The organism is Holdemania massiliensis AP2, from assembly GCF_000327285.1.
Classification (GTDB): domain Bacteria; phylum Bacillota_I; class Bacilli_A; order Erysipelotrichales; family Erysipelotrichaceae; genus Holdemania; species Holdemania massiliensis.
The window spans coordinates 65,417-79,099 of the sequence record NZ_HE998573.1 but is presented as its reverse complement, the minus strand read 5'-3'; the positions used below and the strand labels follow the sequence as shown (position 1 = coordinate 79,099).

Genomic DNA, 13,683 nt, shown 5'->3' with positions numbered 1-13,683 from the left:
CTTATTAGTTTTAACCATGAATAACGCATTGTACCGACGTTTGGAAAAGGAGGAAAACGAATGCCTTCAATTGATGAACTGGAAGCCTACGCTCATGAAAATCATGTGCCGATTATGATGAAGACAGGGATTGAATTCATTCTGGAACTGATTCGCAACCAGGCCTATATCCGCATTTTAGAGTTGGGAACTGCGATTGGGTATTCCGCGATCCGCATGGCCAGGATTTCCCCTTTGATTCAGATCGACACGTTGGAAAACGATCCTGAACGAGCACAGGTGGCGATGAAGAACATCGCAGCGGAACACCTGGAATCTCAAATTCGGCTTCACGTCATGGATATTGCCGAGTTTCAAACGGATCAGCAATACGACCTGATCTTTGTTGATGCGGCAAAGGCTCAGTATCCGCATTACATGCAGCAATTCCGCACAAATCTGGCGGAAGGCGGCGTTTTTGTGTTTGACAATCTGAATTTCCATGGGATGGTAGAAGATCCGTCGCTGACGGAAAACAAAGGAACAAAACAGATGATCAAGAAGCTGCGGCGTTTCCGCGAAATCTTGATGACGGATCCGAATTGTCTGACGCAGTTCTATCCGGAAGTCGGCGATGGCGTTGCGGTTGTCGGCTTGTTAAGAAAATAGTTTAAAACTTGATGAAATATGATAGAATAGAGAAAAGGATCGGTGACAACGATGAAAAAAGGATTATTATTCGGTTTGCTGGCGACGGCCGCCGGCGCCGCATATCTGTTAAGCAAAGCCGCCAATAAAAAAGAAGAAGAAAAAACGATTATTACGCTAAGCAGTGATGAGGAAGAACCACCAGTTCAGCCGATGAATGAAGATTCTGCAGAAACGCCTGAATCCGAGATGGCACAGGAAGAACCCGCTGAAGAAGAACCGCAGTATTCCCGCGAAGTCCAGGAAATCAATTTGATGTATCCGTATTTGAAGCCTGCCTTCATTTCAGCATCCCTGAAAGAACAGCTGGATTTTGATCAGAACTACCCGGAAGGCTCGCTGATTACCATTTATCACGACATCAGCTTCCCAGCCGTGGAGGATCTGATTACTTTTGTGCGGATCATCAAGGAACATGATTATCAGATCAATGAAGCGGACGGCGATCAATCGCTGACGATCAGCAAAGATCTGATTGTGGAAAAAGGGAAAATCCTGAGCGATATCCTGAACGTTTCCAATCAGGTCTGCTGTCTGAATGGTCAATATCACGCTTATCGTCTGGAAGCAAAATAAAAGCAAACGAAAGTCTGGATGCGTCTGAGTGGCGTGACAGACTTTTCTTTTTTGACGTTCCTCAGCCTAAAAACAGTCGATTCTTTTAAGTAAGGGCTATCACAGAACGCCGATCCCAAAGTTCGTTCAAAATCCTGCTAATGTCTAAAAAATCCCTTTGCCGTAAGGGGTTCTTTCTTGTTTTAAAACGAGTTCATCTGTTGTATAATTAAAACACTTTGAGGTGAGAAGATGAAACAGCTGGAAGTCAAAAATCTAAGCTTTTCCTATGATGAATCGACGCATGCCGTGCGCAATGTGTCCTTCGCCATTGAGAAAGGGAGCTATACAACGATCATCGGTCATAACGGCAGCGGCAAGTCAACGATAGCCAAGCTGCTGATCGGTCTTTTGGAAAAAGATGAAGGGGAGATCCTGATTGACGATCTGCCTTTGAATGAGGAAAATCTGATGGAAATCCGCAGCCGTGTCGGGATTGTGTTCCAGAATCCTGATAATCAGTTTATCGGCTCGACAGTACGTGACGATATTGCGTTTGGCTTGGAAAACCATTGCGTGGAACAATCCAAAATGGACGCCATCATTACAGAATTTGCGGAGAAAGTCAATATGACTGAGTATCTGGAAAGTGAACCGACACGCTTGTCCGGCGGTCAGAAACAGCGGGTTGCGATTGCCGGCGTTTTGGCAATGGCTCCGGAAATGATTATTTTTGATGAATCGACGAGCATGCTGGACCCCCAGGGCAAGGATGAGATCAACCGGGTGATCCGTCAGCTCCACGCACAAACGCAGCTGACCATCATTTCGATTACCCATGACATAGAAGAAGTTGCCAAGAGTGATCATGTGCTGGTGATGGATCAAGGGGAAATCAAGATGGAAGGCACACCGGAAGAAATCCTGCTGCGGGATAAAGAACTGATCCAGCTGCATCTGGATATTCCGTTCAGCATCAAGCTGCAGCAGCAGTTAAAGAAAAACGGTTTGACGATCAAGCCGGAAATTACGATTGAAGGGCTGGTGAATCAACTGTGTCAATTCGATTTGAAAAACTAAGCTATACCTATTCCAGCGGTACGCCGTTTGCCTATGCGGCACTTAAAGATGTGGATCTGGAAATTGAGGAAGGGAAAGTCACGGCGATCATCGGCAAGACAGGCAGCGGCAAGACTACGTTGGTGCAGCATTTGAACGCCTTGTTATTGCCGACTTCTGGGAAGCTGGAGATTCTCGGCCGGACGATCAGCGCCCAGGAGAAGCCGCAGCATTTAAAAAGTCTGCGCAAGGATGTAGGTCTTGTTTTCCAGTTCCCTGAATATCAGCTGTTTGAGGAAACGATTTTAAAAGATATTGCCTTCGGTCCGAAAAACTTCGGCGTCAGTGAGGAAGAAGCGGTGCGCCGGGCCAGAGAAGTGATCAAGGTCGTCGGCCTGGAGGAAGCGATGCTGGAGCGTTCGCCGCTGGATCTGTCAGGCGGGCAGAAACGCCGCGTCGCGATTGCCGGGATCCTAGCGATGGATCCGCAGGTGCTGGTGCTGGATGAGCCGACAGCAGGCTTAGATCCGCAGGGCGCCCAGTCGATGATGCAGCTGTTCATGAATCTCAACAAACAGATGCACAAGACCGTGCTGATCGTAACGCATGATATGGAACATGTCCTCAATTACTGTGATAACGTCGTCGTTGTCGATACCGGTGAAATCCTGCAGAAAACAACGGTTCAGGAGTTTTTCCGCAAAACCGATTTGCTGAAGCAGCTGAATATTCTGCCGCCGGCGATCATCCGCACGCGGGAGATGCTGAACCAGCGCGGCTTCCATTTATCTGAGGAGATCATGGACATTAAAACGTTGGCCAAGGCCATCCAGCGGGAGGTGAAGACGAAATGAATAATTTCGCATTAGGTAAATACCTGCCGCTGAATTCCCCGATTCATCGGATGGATCCGCGGGCAAAAATTATGGCAATGCTGATCGTGCTGATCGCGATCTTCTTCCCTGCTGGATTCTTAGGTTATGCGATCATCGCTGTCTGCACGATTGCAGTAGTGTTGATTGCCAAACTAAGCCTGAATTTCATTTGGCGTTCGATGAAACCGATGTTGTTTATGCTGCTGTTTTTGTTGATTGTCAATGTTCTCGTTCTGCGCACGGGCACGCCGTTAATCTCCGTGCTGGGCTTTACGATTTACAGTGACGCCGTATTTCAGACCCTGTATATTGCGATTCGTTTAATGCTGATGATCATCATTACCACGGTACTGACCGCGACGACCAAACCGCTGGATCTGACGCTGGGCATTGAAGATCTGCTTCAGCCGTTTCAGCGCTTTCATTTGCCATCGCATGAAATTGCGATGATGATTTCCATCGCCCTGCGCTTCATCCCGACTTTGATTGAGGAAACGCAGCGCATCATGCGGGCTCAGGCGAGCCGCGGCGTTGACTTGAAGGAAGGCAAGCTGAAAGAAAAGATTATGGCGGTTCTTTCATTAATCGTGCCGTTATTTGTATCTGCGTTTCAAAGAGCGGAAGAGCTGGCGAATGCGATGGAAGCCCGAGGCTACTGCCCAGGCCGCCCACGGACCCGTTATAAGGTCTTAAAAATGGAAGGCCGGGATTATCTGCTGCTGGCGGGGGCGGCCGCGTTATTGGGCGCTATGCTTGTTCTCTGGCTGGCATGAAGCAGCGCTTTAAGGCCGTTGTCAGCTATGATGGGTTTGATTATGCCGGATGGCAGATCCAGCCTGCCGATCGAGGCGCTACAATCCAGCAGACCATCCAGGATGTAATCAGCGCAATCTGTCAAACCCCCATCTCCATCACGGGTTCTGGACGAACTGATGCTCAGGTTCATGCCTGGGGACAGGTTTTTCATTTCGACGTTGATTTTTCGCTCAGTGCTTTCCAATGGAAACGAGCGATGAATGGTCATCTGCCCAAGGATATCCATATTCGCTCGGTCGAAGCGGTGGATCCACATTTCCATGCGCGTTTTGATGCTATCGGAAAACGCTATGACTATCGAATCCAGCTGGGCGAGGCGAACGTCTTCACCCTTCGGTATGCTTTCCAGTCGCCCTGGTCGCTGGATGTGCTGACAATGCGTGAGGCTGCCGCTTGTCTTGTGGGAGAACATGATTTTTCCTCTTTCTGTGCCAATACCCATGCAGAACTTCCGGATCAGGTCCGTACAATTACGCTCCTGGAACTGGTTGAAGAACCTGGGCAGCTGCGTTTGATCTATGAGGGCAATGGGTTTATGCGGTATATGGTCAGAATGATCACCGGCACATTGATCGAGGTTGGCCGCGGACGATTGGCTCCAGCCGAAGTCAGCCGAATGCTGGAAGCCAGAGACAAACAGATCTGTCATTTCAACGCTAAACCGCAAGGATTAACGTTGATGGAAGTGTATTATCCGCCTCAGCCCGAGGCAGAGTTGAAAGACAGCTTGAAAGAAAACGCTGACTCCGTGTTTCCTGAAATTTTAACTTAAAATAAGATTGCCGCGAGGGCGCGGAGCAGAGAATAAAAAAACTGGTTCATGGACGAATCAGTTTTTTTGCGTTGCAGCCGGATCTTCAGATGGAAAAAACAAGAATTACAAGATTACGAAGGAACAGATAACGGAAGGATAAGGACGAGGTTTGCCGCTAAACGATGTTTTCCAGCTTCGCTTTGATCTGTAAGAACATCGATTCTTCCTCACTGGCTTCGATCACGCTGATCATCGCCGGAAAATATTCGCGCCGCAGTGGATTGACCAGCAGCATTTTCACATCGCAGAGCTGCTGCAGAGGCAGGGCCAGATCACAGGCTGATCCAAATAAAATAAAGCCAATCCCAGAGTTTTCCACAAACGGCGAGGCTTTCAGTGCTGTATAATGCAGCTGAGCCTGATTCAGGGCCGCTTCTGGGACTCCCGTCGGAATGTGGGTAAATCCGATTTCTTTAATTTTCAGCAATTCCTCCATCAGGACAATCGGTTGTTCGCTGAAGTACAAAATATGTCTGTTCTCAGAAAGTTCCATTGTTATCACCTGATTTTAGTATGGTCCGGTCAATTCTGTTTATACTCTAGTTGACATATAATATTATACGACATATAATATTATACAAGGAGGAGATACCATGACATTTCAGATTGGATCGGTCCTGCTGGATGCCTGTGTTTTGGCAATCCTGGCCAAAGAGGATACCTATGGCTATCGTCTGACCCAGCAGATTAAAGAAACACTGGGGGTGTCGGAATCAACCTTGTATCCGGTACTGCGAAGACTTCAGAAAGAAGAATTGCTGGAAACCTATGATGTAGCGGTGATGGGCAGAAACCGGAGATATTATCGGCTGACCGAGGACGGGCTGGAGAAAAACACGGAATACAAACGGGAATGGGTGCATTTTTCCCAAAAAATAACGACAATTTTAGAGGGAGGAAATCTTGATGACTAGACAGATTTATCTGCATCGGCTGAAAGAAGCGCTGGAAGGCCTGCCGCGGGAGGAACAGGAAAGTGCGATGCGGTATTGTGAGGAATATTTTGATGAAGCGGGTGAGGATCAGTTTGAACAGGCAGTTCATGATCTGGGATCTCCGGAAGAATTTGCGAAGGGTATTCGCAGCAGCTATAATAGCCGGATGAATGCAGACCAGAAAGAACATAAGAACTGGCCGTGGCCGCTGATTCTGATTCTGGCGTTGGTGGCCTGTCCGATCTGGGTGCCGCTGGCAGCAGTAATCGTGATCCTGCTGATCATTTTCGGATTCCTGCTGTGTCTGCCATTTATGCTTATTCTGCTGCTTCTGTTCTTGTTTTTCGGACTGGCAGCTTCGCTGCTGATTACCGCAGTGAGAATGATATTTGTTTCTTGGGCTTCAGCCGGACTGGCTTTAGGCGGAATGTTAATCTGCGCAGCTCTGTTTCTGGTTTGCCTGTGCGGTTTGATTACCTTAATTAAAAAAGTTGTGCCTTGGGCAAAAGTGAAGGTACAGGAAGGCTATGAATGGATTCAGGAAAGGAGGAGCCAGGCATGAAAACAGTATTAAAAATTGCGGCAGGCATGGGTGCAGCCGGATTAATTCTGATTCTTGTGATCTCGCTGATCAGCGGGAAGACTTCACTGACCTCTGAGGACTTGGGGATTAACGTGAATCAGCTGGAAAATGGAATCGGCATCAGCGTCGGCGATCATTGGATGGGAATGGGCCAGGGTTATAAGAACCGGCATCATCAGGACGATGAGGATGAAGTTCATTATCAGCACGGCATGGCTTACGGCGACGGGAATTTTCAAGTCTATGAAGAAACGTTTTCCAATATCACAGGAATTGATGTGGAAAGTGATCTGGGCGATGTGACGCTGCTTCGCAACAGCGGTACGGAAACGCGAGTGGAAGTGAGCTACCGGAATTGCCAGAATGTCAAAACAAAAGTTGAAAATGGAATTTTGAAGGTCGAACTGGAGCATCCTGAACATACCCGGCTTTGCAATGTCGATCACGAACATAGCTGGATTGCAGTTTATGTCGGCAGCGGCGTGACGCTGACCAATTCCGAGGTGGAACTGGCCTTAGGAGATTTGTTTGTCGATGATCTGGATTTTGTAGATTCAGAATTTGAGATGGCACTGGGCGATGTGGATTTCAGCGGAACGCTGCATGGCCGCTGCAAGTTTGATGTGGCCCTGGGCGATGTCGCACTGACGCTTAATGGGAATCGCACTGACTATCAGATTGAAGCGGAAAATGCGATGGGCGATCTGGGAATCGGGACGGCTTATTACGATCAGAACCTTTCAAATTATTGGAAGGATACAAGCGGAACGCATCATCTGAAAATTGATAATGCCATGGGAGATACGAATATTCAGTTTCGCTGAAATGGTTTCGGATTAACAAGATAAATAAGTGTATCTGAGAAACGGCAGTTTGCCGTTTTTCGCTTTTTTCAGGGAAATGGCACACGGAGGGCTGTGGAAATCCGGTAAATGATGAAAAGAGTGAAAATAAACGGTAAAAAGCCTAAAAAACAGTTGACGAAAAGGGACTGGGAGTTTAGAATAATACTCGGCAACTTATGCCAAATGTAGCCCCGGAAACTACACTTGGTTAGGAGGAATTAAATTATGCGCCAGACAACTATGGCAAAACCAAATGAAGTTGTACGTCAGTGGTACGTCGTTGACGGACAAGGATTAACACTGGGACGTCTTGCGAGTGAAGTCGCGACCGTTCTGCGTGGAAAGCACAAACCTACATTTACACCGAATGTTGACTGCGGTGATTATGTCATCGTCATCAATGCTGACAAGATCGAGATCACTGGAGATCAGGATAACAAAAAGAGCTATTTCAGCCACTCGATGCATCCAGGCGGACTGCGCGTTCGTACGACTCGTGTCATGCGTGAACAGTATACTGTTGAATGGGTCGAAAAGGCCATCAAGGGTATGTTGCCGCACACGAAGTTAGGCGATGTTATGCGTACACATCTGTTTGTTTACACAGGCAGCGAACATCCGCATCAGGCTCAGAAACCTGTTGAGCTGAAAATCAAGGGTTAGTAAGGAGAAAGACTAATGGCAGCGAAAAAGAAATCAAACGTAACGTATATCGGCACAGGCCGTCGTAAAACAGCTGTTGCCCGCGTCTTCATGACCCCGGGCACAGGTGCAATGAGCATCAATGGAAAGACTTTGGAGGAATACCTGCCGGAAGAAACACTGCGCATGGTTGTCCGTTCCCCGTTGGAACTGACAGAGACTCTGGGTCAGTTTGACATCAAGATCAATGTCTGCGGCGGTGGATTCACTGGCCAGGCAGGCGCTATGCGTCATGGTATCGCACGGGCATTGCTGGAAGCTTCCAGTGATTACCGTCCGAAGCTGAAGGCAGCGGGTTTCCTGACTCGTGACAGCCGCGCTAAGGAACGGAAGAAGTATGGCTTAAAGGCCGCTCGTCGTGCTCCGCAGTTCAGCAAGCGTTAATTACAAGACCTATCAGTTATGCGGAAACCCCTTTGCGAAGGGGTTTTTCTTTGTTGGGATGAGCTGGGAAACCGTCCTTGTTGGTAACCGGTTGACAACAGGTTGGCAACGCAGCACTTTTTCAGCAGGGACAGCCTGGAGATATTTACAATAAAGGCCATTATAGGATTTTTTTAGATTTTCCGTGAGTATACAGGCGATAGGATAGTTCTAACAAGGCAGCAAATCTGTGCTGAGGTTGTCGTCACGTTCAACGTAACATTAGACAAGGAGCCTGTTACAACCGGATGCTGCATAGCTCAAAAAACTCTTGTTTTATATCGCCAGCTATGTTGTTTCACAAAAGATGTTGGCGATCCTTAGTTGTAAGTACAATCTATACTTTTCACGATATTCTCCTCGATCATAGCGAAGATATCGAGGATCCATAACACATAAAGCATACACTTCTTTGGAAAACTTGACAGGGATCAACAGATTTGCTATACTTCTTTTCAATTGGTCTGAAATCAGACTAATTGAAAAACTGATCTTCAAATAGAGTCATGACTTATTCAGAATTTGAAAAGGTTAAAGAGAGGGGGAAATGAAAATGAATGAACATCAGACATTGATGATGGAATATTATGAGCTCTGGGGGAGAATGGATGACGTTTATGACCACTGGGCAAAAGCACGGGGTATTTCATATACAGAGCTGTTGTTTCTTTATACTTTGTGGGAAACAGATCGGCCCATAACCCAACGAGATCTGTGTCAGAGATGGCATCTTCCAAAACAAACGGTTAATTCAATTCTGCACGCCCTGGCGAAGCGGGAGATCGTTGTTTTCAAAGAATCCACACAAGATCATAGGCGTAAGGAAATCCTTCTTACAACGCAGGGAATGAGGCTGGCGCAAACCGTGATCCGTGAGCTGCAGACCCACGAGCTTGAGGTGATCCAAACGATCGGAATTTCATCAATGCGGGCGATGTTAAAGGAAACGAAACGCTTTCTTGATGCGTTTGAGGAGGTGAAACCTTGACCAAAACCTTTTTTAAGTATGTGATCCCTTCCATGCTCGCTTTTGCCCTGTCAGGAATCTACGCGATTGTCGATGGTTTCTTTGTCGGCAACAGTGTGGGTGATCAAGGGCTGGCCACTATCAATCTTGTTTATCCGCTGGTCGCTCTGATTCAGGCTGCAGGGACAGGGATCGGGATGGCCGGCGCCATTCACTTCGCCATTGCGGAGGGCGGGAATCGAATGAATGAACGGAATCGCTATTTCTGGATTACCTGCGGTCTGTTAGTTTTAGTCAGCGTGGTTCTGACTTTGGTGTATCTGCCCTTAGGCGGAACGCTGCTGCGCTTGCTGGGAGCACAGGGAGCATTGGAAAGTTATGGCCGGGAATACATCACGGTCATTACAATGGGAATCTTGTTTCAGGTGTTGGGTGTCGGTTTAGTACCCGTCATCCGCAATATGGGAAAATCGATTCAGGCAATGGCCGCGATGATCGCCGGTTTTCTTACCAATATCCTGCTGGATTATGTTTTTGTCTGGGTGCTGCCGTATGGTCTGGCCGGTGCGGCTGCCGCGACAGTGCTGGGACAGGCGGTCACGATGATTTGGTGCCTGGCTGTGCTGTATCCGCTGCGGAAAATGTTAAAGGCACAATGGGATAAAGGCTGGGAATATCAGACTACTCGGATTCTGAAACTGACGCCTTCACCTTTAGGTCTGACCTTTGTCCCCAATGTGACATTGATTTTGATCAATTGGAGCGCGATTCGGGTTGGAGGCGACAATGCCGTCAGCACCTACGCGATCATCAGCTATGTCTGCTGCGTCATGCTGCTTCTGCTGCAGGGTGTCAGTGACGGCACGCAGCCGCTGTTCAGCCAATATTATGGCGAACAGAACCCGTCCAAAGTTCGCCATGTGCGGAAGCTGGCCTTTCAGTTTGGTCTGGCGATTGCCTTGCTCAGCATGATTCTGCTGTACAGCCAACGCTATGCCTCAGCGGTTTTGTTTGGGGCTTCAGTCCAGACAATAGACGCCGTGGGCAGAAGTCTGCCGGTCTTTATTCTAGGGTTTGCCTTTGTTGCTGTTTCGCGGATTGCGATTTCCTATTTCTATGCGACAGAGAAGAACAAATATGCCTATCTTTTGATTTATGGTGAACCGATCATTCTGGCATGTCTGCTGCTGTTTCTGCCGGCTCAGTTCGGCATCATTGGTACCTGGGCGGCGGTTCCGATCTCTCAGGTCGTGATTGCGGTATTCAGTCTTGGATTGTTAAGAAAGGCAGAACATCAGGAATCCATTCTGCTCTGCAGTCAAAATAATCCAAGTTCGGGCGCAATGCAGGATTAGCGCGCGGAATCCGATGCCATTAGATTCTGCGGGAGAAACCTAAACGAATAAAAACCTGGCTCTTCGGCAGCAACTTAGAAGCTTTGCCGCAAAAGGCCAGGTTTTTTTCTGCCTGTGAATTACTCAGCAACAACACGGACCTGAAGCTGCGTGACATATTCATCATAACGCTGGGTTTCATGAATGTCGATCAGTAGAAATTCCAGGAACTGACCGACGGCTTTTAGTTTTCGTTTCTGAATTGCCTCCTGCAGGATTCGCAGATGCTCGTCATGCGTATCGTAGCGGCCGCTGTAAGTCAGGGTGAGATATTGGCCTTCTTCCAATGTAAAATCATAGGACTCATCTTCCGTACAAATGAAGACCGATGTGCATCGAACTGTGCCGTCCGCCTGAGGTTCCAGAATGGATCCGGTATCGACATTGCCGAGAATCGACAGCTGTTCCTCTAACCGTCCGGATAATTTTGTCAACAGATAATCGATATCCTCGTCATGTTCAATCTTCTCTTTTAAAAGCAGACATCTCCGTTTAGGAAATGTTCGTAAACGCACCTGATTCATCGGCTCGCTGAGCGCTTCCTCAAGGCTCTGACGGCGATTTTGCACGTCCTGCAGGTCTTTCTTCATCTCCTCGATGCGCTGCCGCAGAATGGCTTCCTTTTCGTCCAGCAGATGACGGGTAGTGGCAACGGAGCGGGAATCAAGATAGGTTTTGATCTGCTGCGTGCTGAATCCCAGCTTTAATAAATCACGGATCACGTTCAGCCGCCAGATATCGCTGAGGGAGTACAGCCGGTAATTTCCTTCACTGCGCTGCGGCTGAATCAAACCCATTTTTTCATAATACCGCAAAGAATCCGCACCAATATGATACAGTTGGCAGATCTGGTGGATCTTATATTGATTTTTCATTCGATCACCCCTTGACTCTAGTATTATACCAAGGTTTATACTGGTTCAGGAAGGAGGAATTATGAGTTTAAAACGGAAATTTATACGCTTTGTCCTGCCGTCTATGGCGTCGATGCTGGTTTTTAACCTGTATACGATGGTGGACGGAATCTTTATTGCCAATTATGCAGGTGAAACAGCCTTGGCCGCCGTCAATCTGGCGATGCCTTTTATCAACTTCATGTTTGCTTTTTCACTGCTGCTGTCGATCGGCGCGTCGACGTTGATTTCGATCCATCGAGGCGCGGGGCGAGAGGAGCGGGCCAACCAGCTGTTTACAATGAACACGGTTGTCCTTTCCACGCTGGCATTGCTTATTTCGGTGAGCTGCGTCATCTTGGCTGAGCCGCTGGCTTTGTTTCTGGGAGCGGGCAGCGATACGCTGCAGTATGTAACGGAATATCTGCGGATCATCGGTGGGTTTGGCTTCTTCTTTATCGTTTCCTATTCGTTTGAAGTGCTGATCAAGGCTGATGGTTTTCCTCAGCTTTCCACTTTCGGTGTCTTGCTGGGGGCTTTTACCAATGTTGTACTGGATGCTTTGTTTGTCTTCGGTTTCCATTGGGGATTGGCCGGCGCGGCTTGGGCAACGGGGATTTCCCAGCTGCTGACCTTTCTAGTTTTCTTCAGCCACTTTCTGTTCAGCCGGAAAACGCACTTTCATTTTACCCGGTTTTCTTTGGATCTGTCGCAATACAAGCGGATTGTGCCGATCGGCATTGCCGACTGCATTACCGAGCTGTCCGCCGGCGTCATCGTCTTTGCTTTCAATCATCAGATTTTATCCATTATCGGAACCTCCGGCGTAGTCAGCTATACGGTCATGACGTATGTCTACAATCTGGTGCTGATGGCGTTTGTGGGCATTGCCCAGGGTTGTCAGCCGTTAGTCAGCTATGCGGTGGGACAGGGAGACTCTGCGACGATCAAACAGGTGTATCGCTACGGATTGGTGGCCGCTGCGCTCACTTCGGCGCTTTGTTTTGGTGGTTGTGTAATCCTGACGCCGCAGATCGTCGCGATCTTCATCAAACCGCAGGAAGCGGCGTTGTTTGCCAGTACGGTCACCTCTTTCCGGATTTATGCAATTTGTTTTCTGATTATGGGTTATAATGTGCTGACCTCCGGATTCTTTGTCGCGCTGGCAAAGCCGAAAGCCGCCCTGACGTTATCGTTAGCGCGGGGAATTGTTGTGATCTTAGTTTGTTTGTTGATTTTGTCCTCCGCTCTGGGGGCTATGGGCATCTGGCTGACGCCGACCGTGAGCGAAGGTCTGTGTCTGATCATAAGCTTGATTTTGATGCGGTCAACGCGTCCCTTTGCAGCGGCATAGCTCCGCTGCTTTTTTCATACAATAAAACGATGAAACGGTTAAAACGAAAATGTTGGGCAACAGGCAGTTTGATTGTTCTGTTGATCGCCGCTCTGGTAATGCGGGCATTCGGCCGCGCGATCACGGTCATGTCGGATACACGCTTAAACGGAATGACCATTGTGATTGATGCGGGCCATGGGGGAAAGGATCCGGGAGCGCGGAGTCAGGCGATTGACGAAGATGAGATCAATTTAAAAACAGCGAAGAAGCTGCAGCGATTGTTGGAAGGGGCGGGGGCCGAAGTGATTATGATCCGGGAAGAGGACGTTGATCTGGCACCTTCTGATGCCAAGAATGTCAAGCGGGAAGATCTGAAGAAACGAGTAGAGATTATGAATCAGCCCCAAGTGACATTGTTTATCAGCATTCATTGCAATATCTCGCTGGACAAACGTGTTCACGGAGCTGAAGTCTACTATCAGCAGGGAAATGAGAATTCCCATCAGCTGGCCGCGGCGGTATTGGAACGGCTGCGTTCGGTAACGCAATCAAAATTCCAGCCGAAAACCGGGAATATCTATATTCTGAAGCAGACGACGACCTTGGGAATTTTGGCTGAGATCGGATTCTTGTCCAACAGTCAGGATTTAGCTGCGCTGCAGAAAGATGAACACCTGGATGAAATCGCCTACGCAATCTTTCAGGGAATTGATGATTTTGTTAAAATCCTGGAATAAGGGGGAAAACAGGCGGAATGAGAGGACAGAATAATCAGCGATGCAAAAAATCGAAAAAACTG

Annotated in this window: 17 protein-coding genes; 15 read left to right on the top strand and 2 right to left on the bottom strand. The window is 48.1% G+C overall.

What is annotated here, in order from left to right; all coding sequences use genetic code 11:
• Positions 1-60 precede the first annotated feature (60 nt).
• From BN162_RS17465 to truA, 6 genes are all read left to right on the top strand, one after another.
• Positions 61-648, top strand: a complete 588-nt coding sequence (locus BN162_RS17465) for an O-methyltransferase (protein WP_020226430.1) — start codon at positions 61-63, stop codon at positions 646-648.
• A 51-nt stretch (positions 649-699) separates the two neighbouring features.
• Positions 700-1,263 (top strand): hypothetical protein, encoded by a 564-nt coding sequence (locus BN162_RS17460; RefSeq protein ID WP_020226429.1) that lies wholly within the window; start codon positions 700-702, stop codon positions 1,261-1,263.
• A 231-nt stretch (positions 1,264-1,494) separates the two neighbouring features.
• Entirely contained in the window at positions 1,495-2,322 is an 828-nt protein-coding gene (locus BN162_RS17455) for an energy-coupling factor transporter ATPase (RefSeq protein WP_020226428.1), read from the top strand.
• On the top strand, positions 2,298-3,155 hold the full coding sequence (locus tag BN162_RS17450) for an energy-coupling factor transporter ATPase (RefSeq protein WP_020226427.1): 858 nt from the start codon (positions 2,298-2,300) through the stop codon (positions 3,153-3,155). Before BN162_RS17455 ends, BN162_RS17450 begins: the two co-directional genes overlap by 25 nt.
• Positions 3,152-3,949, top strand: a complete 798-nt coding sequence (locus BN162_RS17445; protein WP_020226426.1) for an energy-coupling factor transporter transmembrane component T family protein — start codon at positions 3,152-3,154, stop codon at positions 3,947-3,949. Before BN162_RS17450 ends, BN162_RS17445 begins: the two co-directional genes overlap by 4 nt.
• Complete coding sequence (gene truA / locus BN162_RS17440; protein ID WP_020226425.1) at positions 3,946-4,764, top strand: tRNA pseudouridine(38-40) synthase TruA; 819 nt, start codon at positions 3,946-3,948, stop codon at positions 4,762-4,764. The genes BN162_RS17445 and truA overlap by 4 nt, the downstream gene beginning before the upstream one ends.
• 157 nt (positions 4,765-4,921) lie before the next feature.
• On the opposite strand, the gene BN162_RS17435 is transcribed toward truA, so the two are convergent.
• The gene (locus tag BN162_RS17435; protein ID WP_020226424.1) at positions 4,922-5,299 is read right to left on the bottom strand and encodes a hypothetical protein; all 378 of its coding nucleotides are present in this window, start codon (positions 5,297-5,299) and stop codon (positions 4,922-4,924) included.
• Positions 5,300-5,399: 100 nt separating this feature from the next.
• Between BN162_RS17435 and BN162_RS17430 the strand changes: the two genes are divergently transcribed.
• The 7 genes from BN162_RS17430 to BN162_RS17400 all read left to right on the top strand — a co-directional run bounded on the left by BN162_RS17430 (position 5,400) and on the right by BN162_RS17400 (position 10,616).
• Positions 5,400-5,720, top strand: coding sequence for a PadR family transcriptional regulator (locus tag BN162_RS17430; RefSeq protein WP_020226423.1), 321 nt, complete (start codon positions 5,400-5,402; stop codon positions 5,718-5,720).
• Positions 5,713-6,303 (top strand): DUF1700 domain-containing protein, encoded by a 591-nt coding sequence (locus tag BN162_RS18220; protein ID WP_020226422.1) that lies wholly within the window; start codon positions 5,713-5,715, stop codon positions 6,301-6,303. Before BN162_RS17430 ends, BN162_RS18220 begins: the two co-directional genes overlap by 8 nt.
• Positions 6,300-7,148: a DUF4097 family beta strand repeat-containing protein gene (locus BN162_RS17420; protein ID WP_020226421.1), complete on the top strand. Its 849-nt coding sequence runs from the start codon at positions 6,300-6,302 to the stop codon at positions 7,146-7,148. The genes BN162_RS18220 and BN162_RS17420 overlap by 4 nt, the downstream gene beginning before the upstream one ends.
• A gap of 246 nt (positions 7,149-7,394) precedes the next feature.
• Positions 7,395-7,832: a 50S ribosomal protein L13 gene (gene rplM / locus BN162_RS17415; RefSeq protein WP_020226420.1), complete on the top strand. Its 438-nt coding sequence runs from the start codon at positions 7,395-7,397 to the stop codon at positions 7,830-7,832.
• Between the two features lie 15 nt (positions 7,833-7,847).
• The gene (gene rpsI, locus BN162_RS17410; RefSeq protein ID WP_006059536.1) at positions 7,848-8,255 is read left to right on the top strand and encodes a 30S ribosomal protein S9; all 408 of its coding nucleotides are present in this window, start codon (positions 7,848-7,850) and stop codon (positions 8,253-8,255) included.
• Positions 8,256-8,847: 592 nt separating this feature from the next.
• A complete protein-coding gene (locus BN162_RS17405) occupies positions 8,848-9,282 on the top strand; it encodes a MarR family winged helix-turn-helix transcriptional regulator (RefSeq protein WP_020226419.1) in 435 nt (144 codons plus the stop codon).
• The gene (locus tag BN162_RS17400; protein WP_020226418.1) at positions 9,279-10,616 is read left to right on the top strand and encodes an MATE family efflux transporter; all 1,338 of its coding nucleotides are present in this window, start codon (positions 9,279-9,281) and stop codon (positions 10,614-10,616) included. The genes BN162_RS17405 and BN162_RS17400 overlap by 4 nt, the downstream gene beginning before the upstream one ends.
• A 119-nt stretch (positions 10,617-10,735) precedes the next feature.
• On the opposite strand, the gene BN162_RS17395 is transcribed toward BN162_RS17400, so the two are convergent.
• Positions 10,736-11,530, bottom strand: coding sequence for a MerR family transcriptional regulator (locus BN162_RS17395; RefSeq protein WP_020226417.1), 795 nt, complete (start codon positions 11,528-11,530; stop codon positions 10,736-10,738).
• Positions 11,531-11,591: 61 nt separating this feature from the next.
• Here BN162_RS17395 and BN162_RS17390 point away from each other — a divergent pair, with 61 nt between their 5' ends.
• Both BN162_RS17390 and BN162_RS17385 read left to right on the top strand, forming a co-directional pair.
• Positions 11,592-12,902, top strand: coding sequence for an MATE family efflux transporter (locus tag BN162_RS17390; protein ID WP_020226416.1), 1,311 nt, complete (start codon positions 11,592-11,594; stop codon positions 12,900-12,902).
• Positions 12,845-13,621, top strand: coding sequence for an N-acetylmuramoyl-L-alanine amidase family protein (locus tag BN162_RS17385; RefSeq protein ID WP_020226415.1), 777 nt, complete (start codon positions 12,845-12,847; stop codon positions 13,619-13,621). Before BN162_RS17390 ends, BN162_RS17385 begins: the two co-directional genes overlap by 58 nt.
• The last annotated feature ends 62 nt before the right edge of the window (positions 13,622-13,683 follow it).

Coding starts and splice junctions, on each gene's coding strand:
- BN162_RS17405 (WP_020226419.1), top strand. CDS start 8,848: ATGAATGAACATCAGACATTGATGATGGAATATTATGAGCTCTGGGGG.
- BN162_RS17465 (WP_020226430.1), top strand. CDS start 61: ATGCCTTCAATTGATGAACTGGAAGCCTACGCTCATGAAAATCATGTG.
- BN162_RS17420 (WP_020226421.1), top strand. CDS start 6,300: ATGAAAACAGTATTAAAAATTGCGGCAGGCATGGGTGCAGCCGGATTA.
- BN162_RS17445 (WP_020226426.1), top strand. CDS start 3,152: ATGAATAATTTCGCATTAGGTAAATACCTGCCGCTGAATTCCCCGATT.
- rplM (WP_020226420.1), top strand. CDS start 7,395: ATGCGCCAGACAACTATGGCAAAACCAAATGAAGTTGTACGTCAGTGG.
- truA (WP_020226425.1), top strand. CDS start 3,946: ATGAAGCAGCGCTTTAAGGCCGTTGTCAGCTATGATGGGTTTGATTAT.
- BN162_RS17395 (WP_020226417.1), bottom strand. CDS start 11,530: ATGAAAAATCAATATAAGATCCACCAGATCTGCCAACTGTATCATATT.
- rpsI (WP_006059536.1), top strand. CDS start 7,848: ATGGCAGCGAAAAAGAAATCAAACGTAACGTATATCGGCACAGGCCGT.
- BN162_RS17455 (WP_020226428.1), top strand. CDS start 1,495: ATGAAACAGCTGGAAGTCAAAAATCTAAGCTTTTCCTATGATGAATCG.
- BN162_RS17430 (WP_020226423.1), top strand. CDS start 5,400: ATGACATTTCAGATTGGATCGGTCCTGCTGGATGCCTGTGTTTTGGCA.
- BN162_RS17460 (WP_020226429.1), top strand. CDS start 700: ATGAAAAAAGGATTATTATTCGGTTTGCTGGCGACGGCCGCCGGCGCC.
- BN162_RS17390 (WP_020226416.1), top strand. CDS start 11,592: ATGAGTTTAAAACGGAAATTTATACGCTTTGTCCTGCCGTCTATGGCG.
- BN162_RS17435 (WP_020226424.1), bottom strand. CDS start 5,299: ATGGAACTTTCTGAGAACAGACATATTTTGTACTTCAGCGAACAACCG.
- BN162_RS18220 (WP_020226422.1), top strand. CDS start 5,713: ATGACTAGACAGATTTATCTGCATCGGCTGAAAGAAGCGCTGGAAGGC.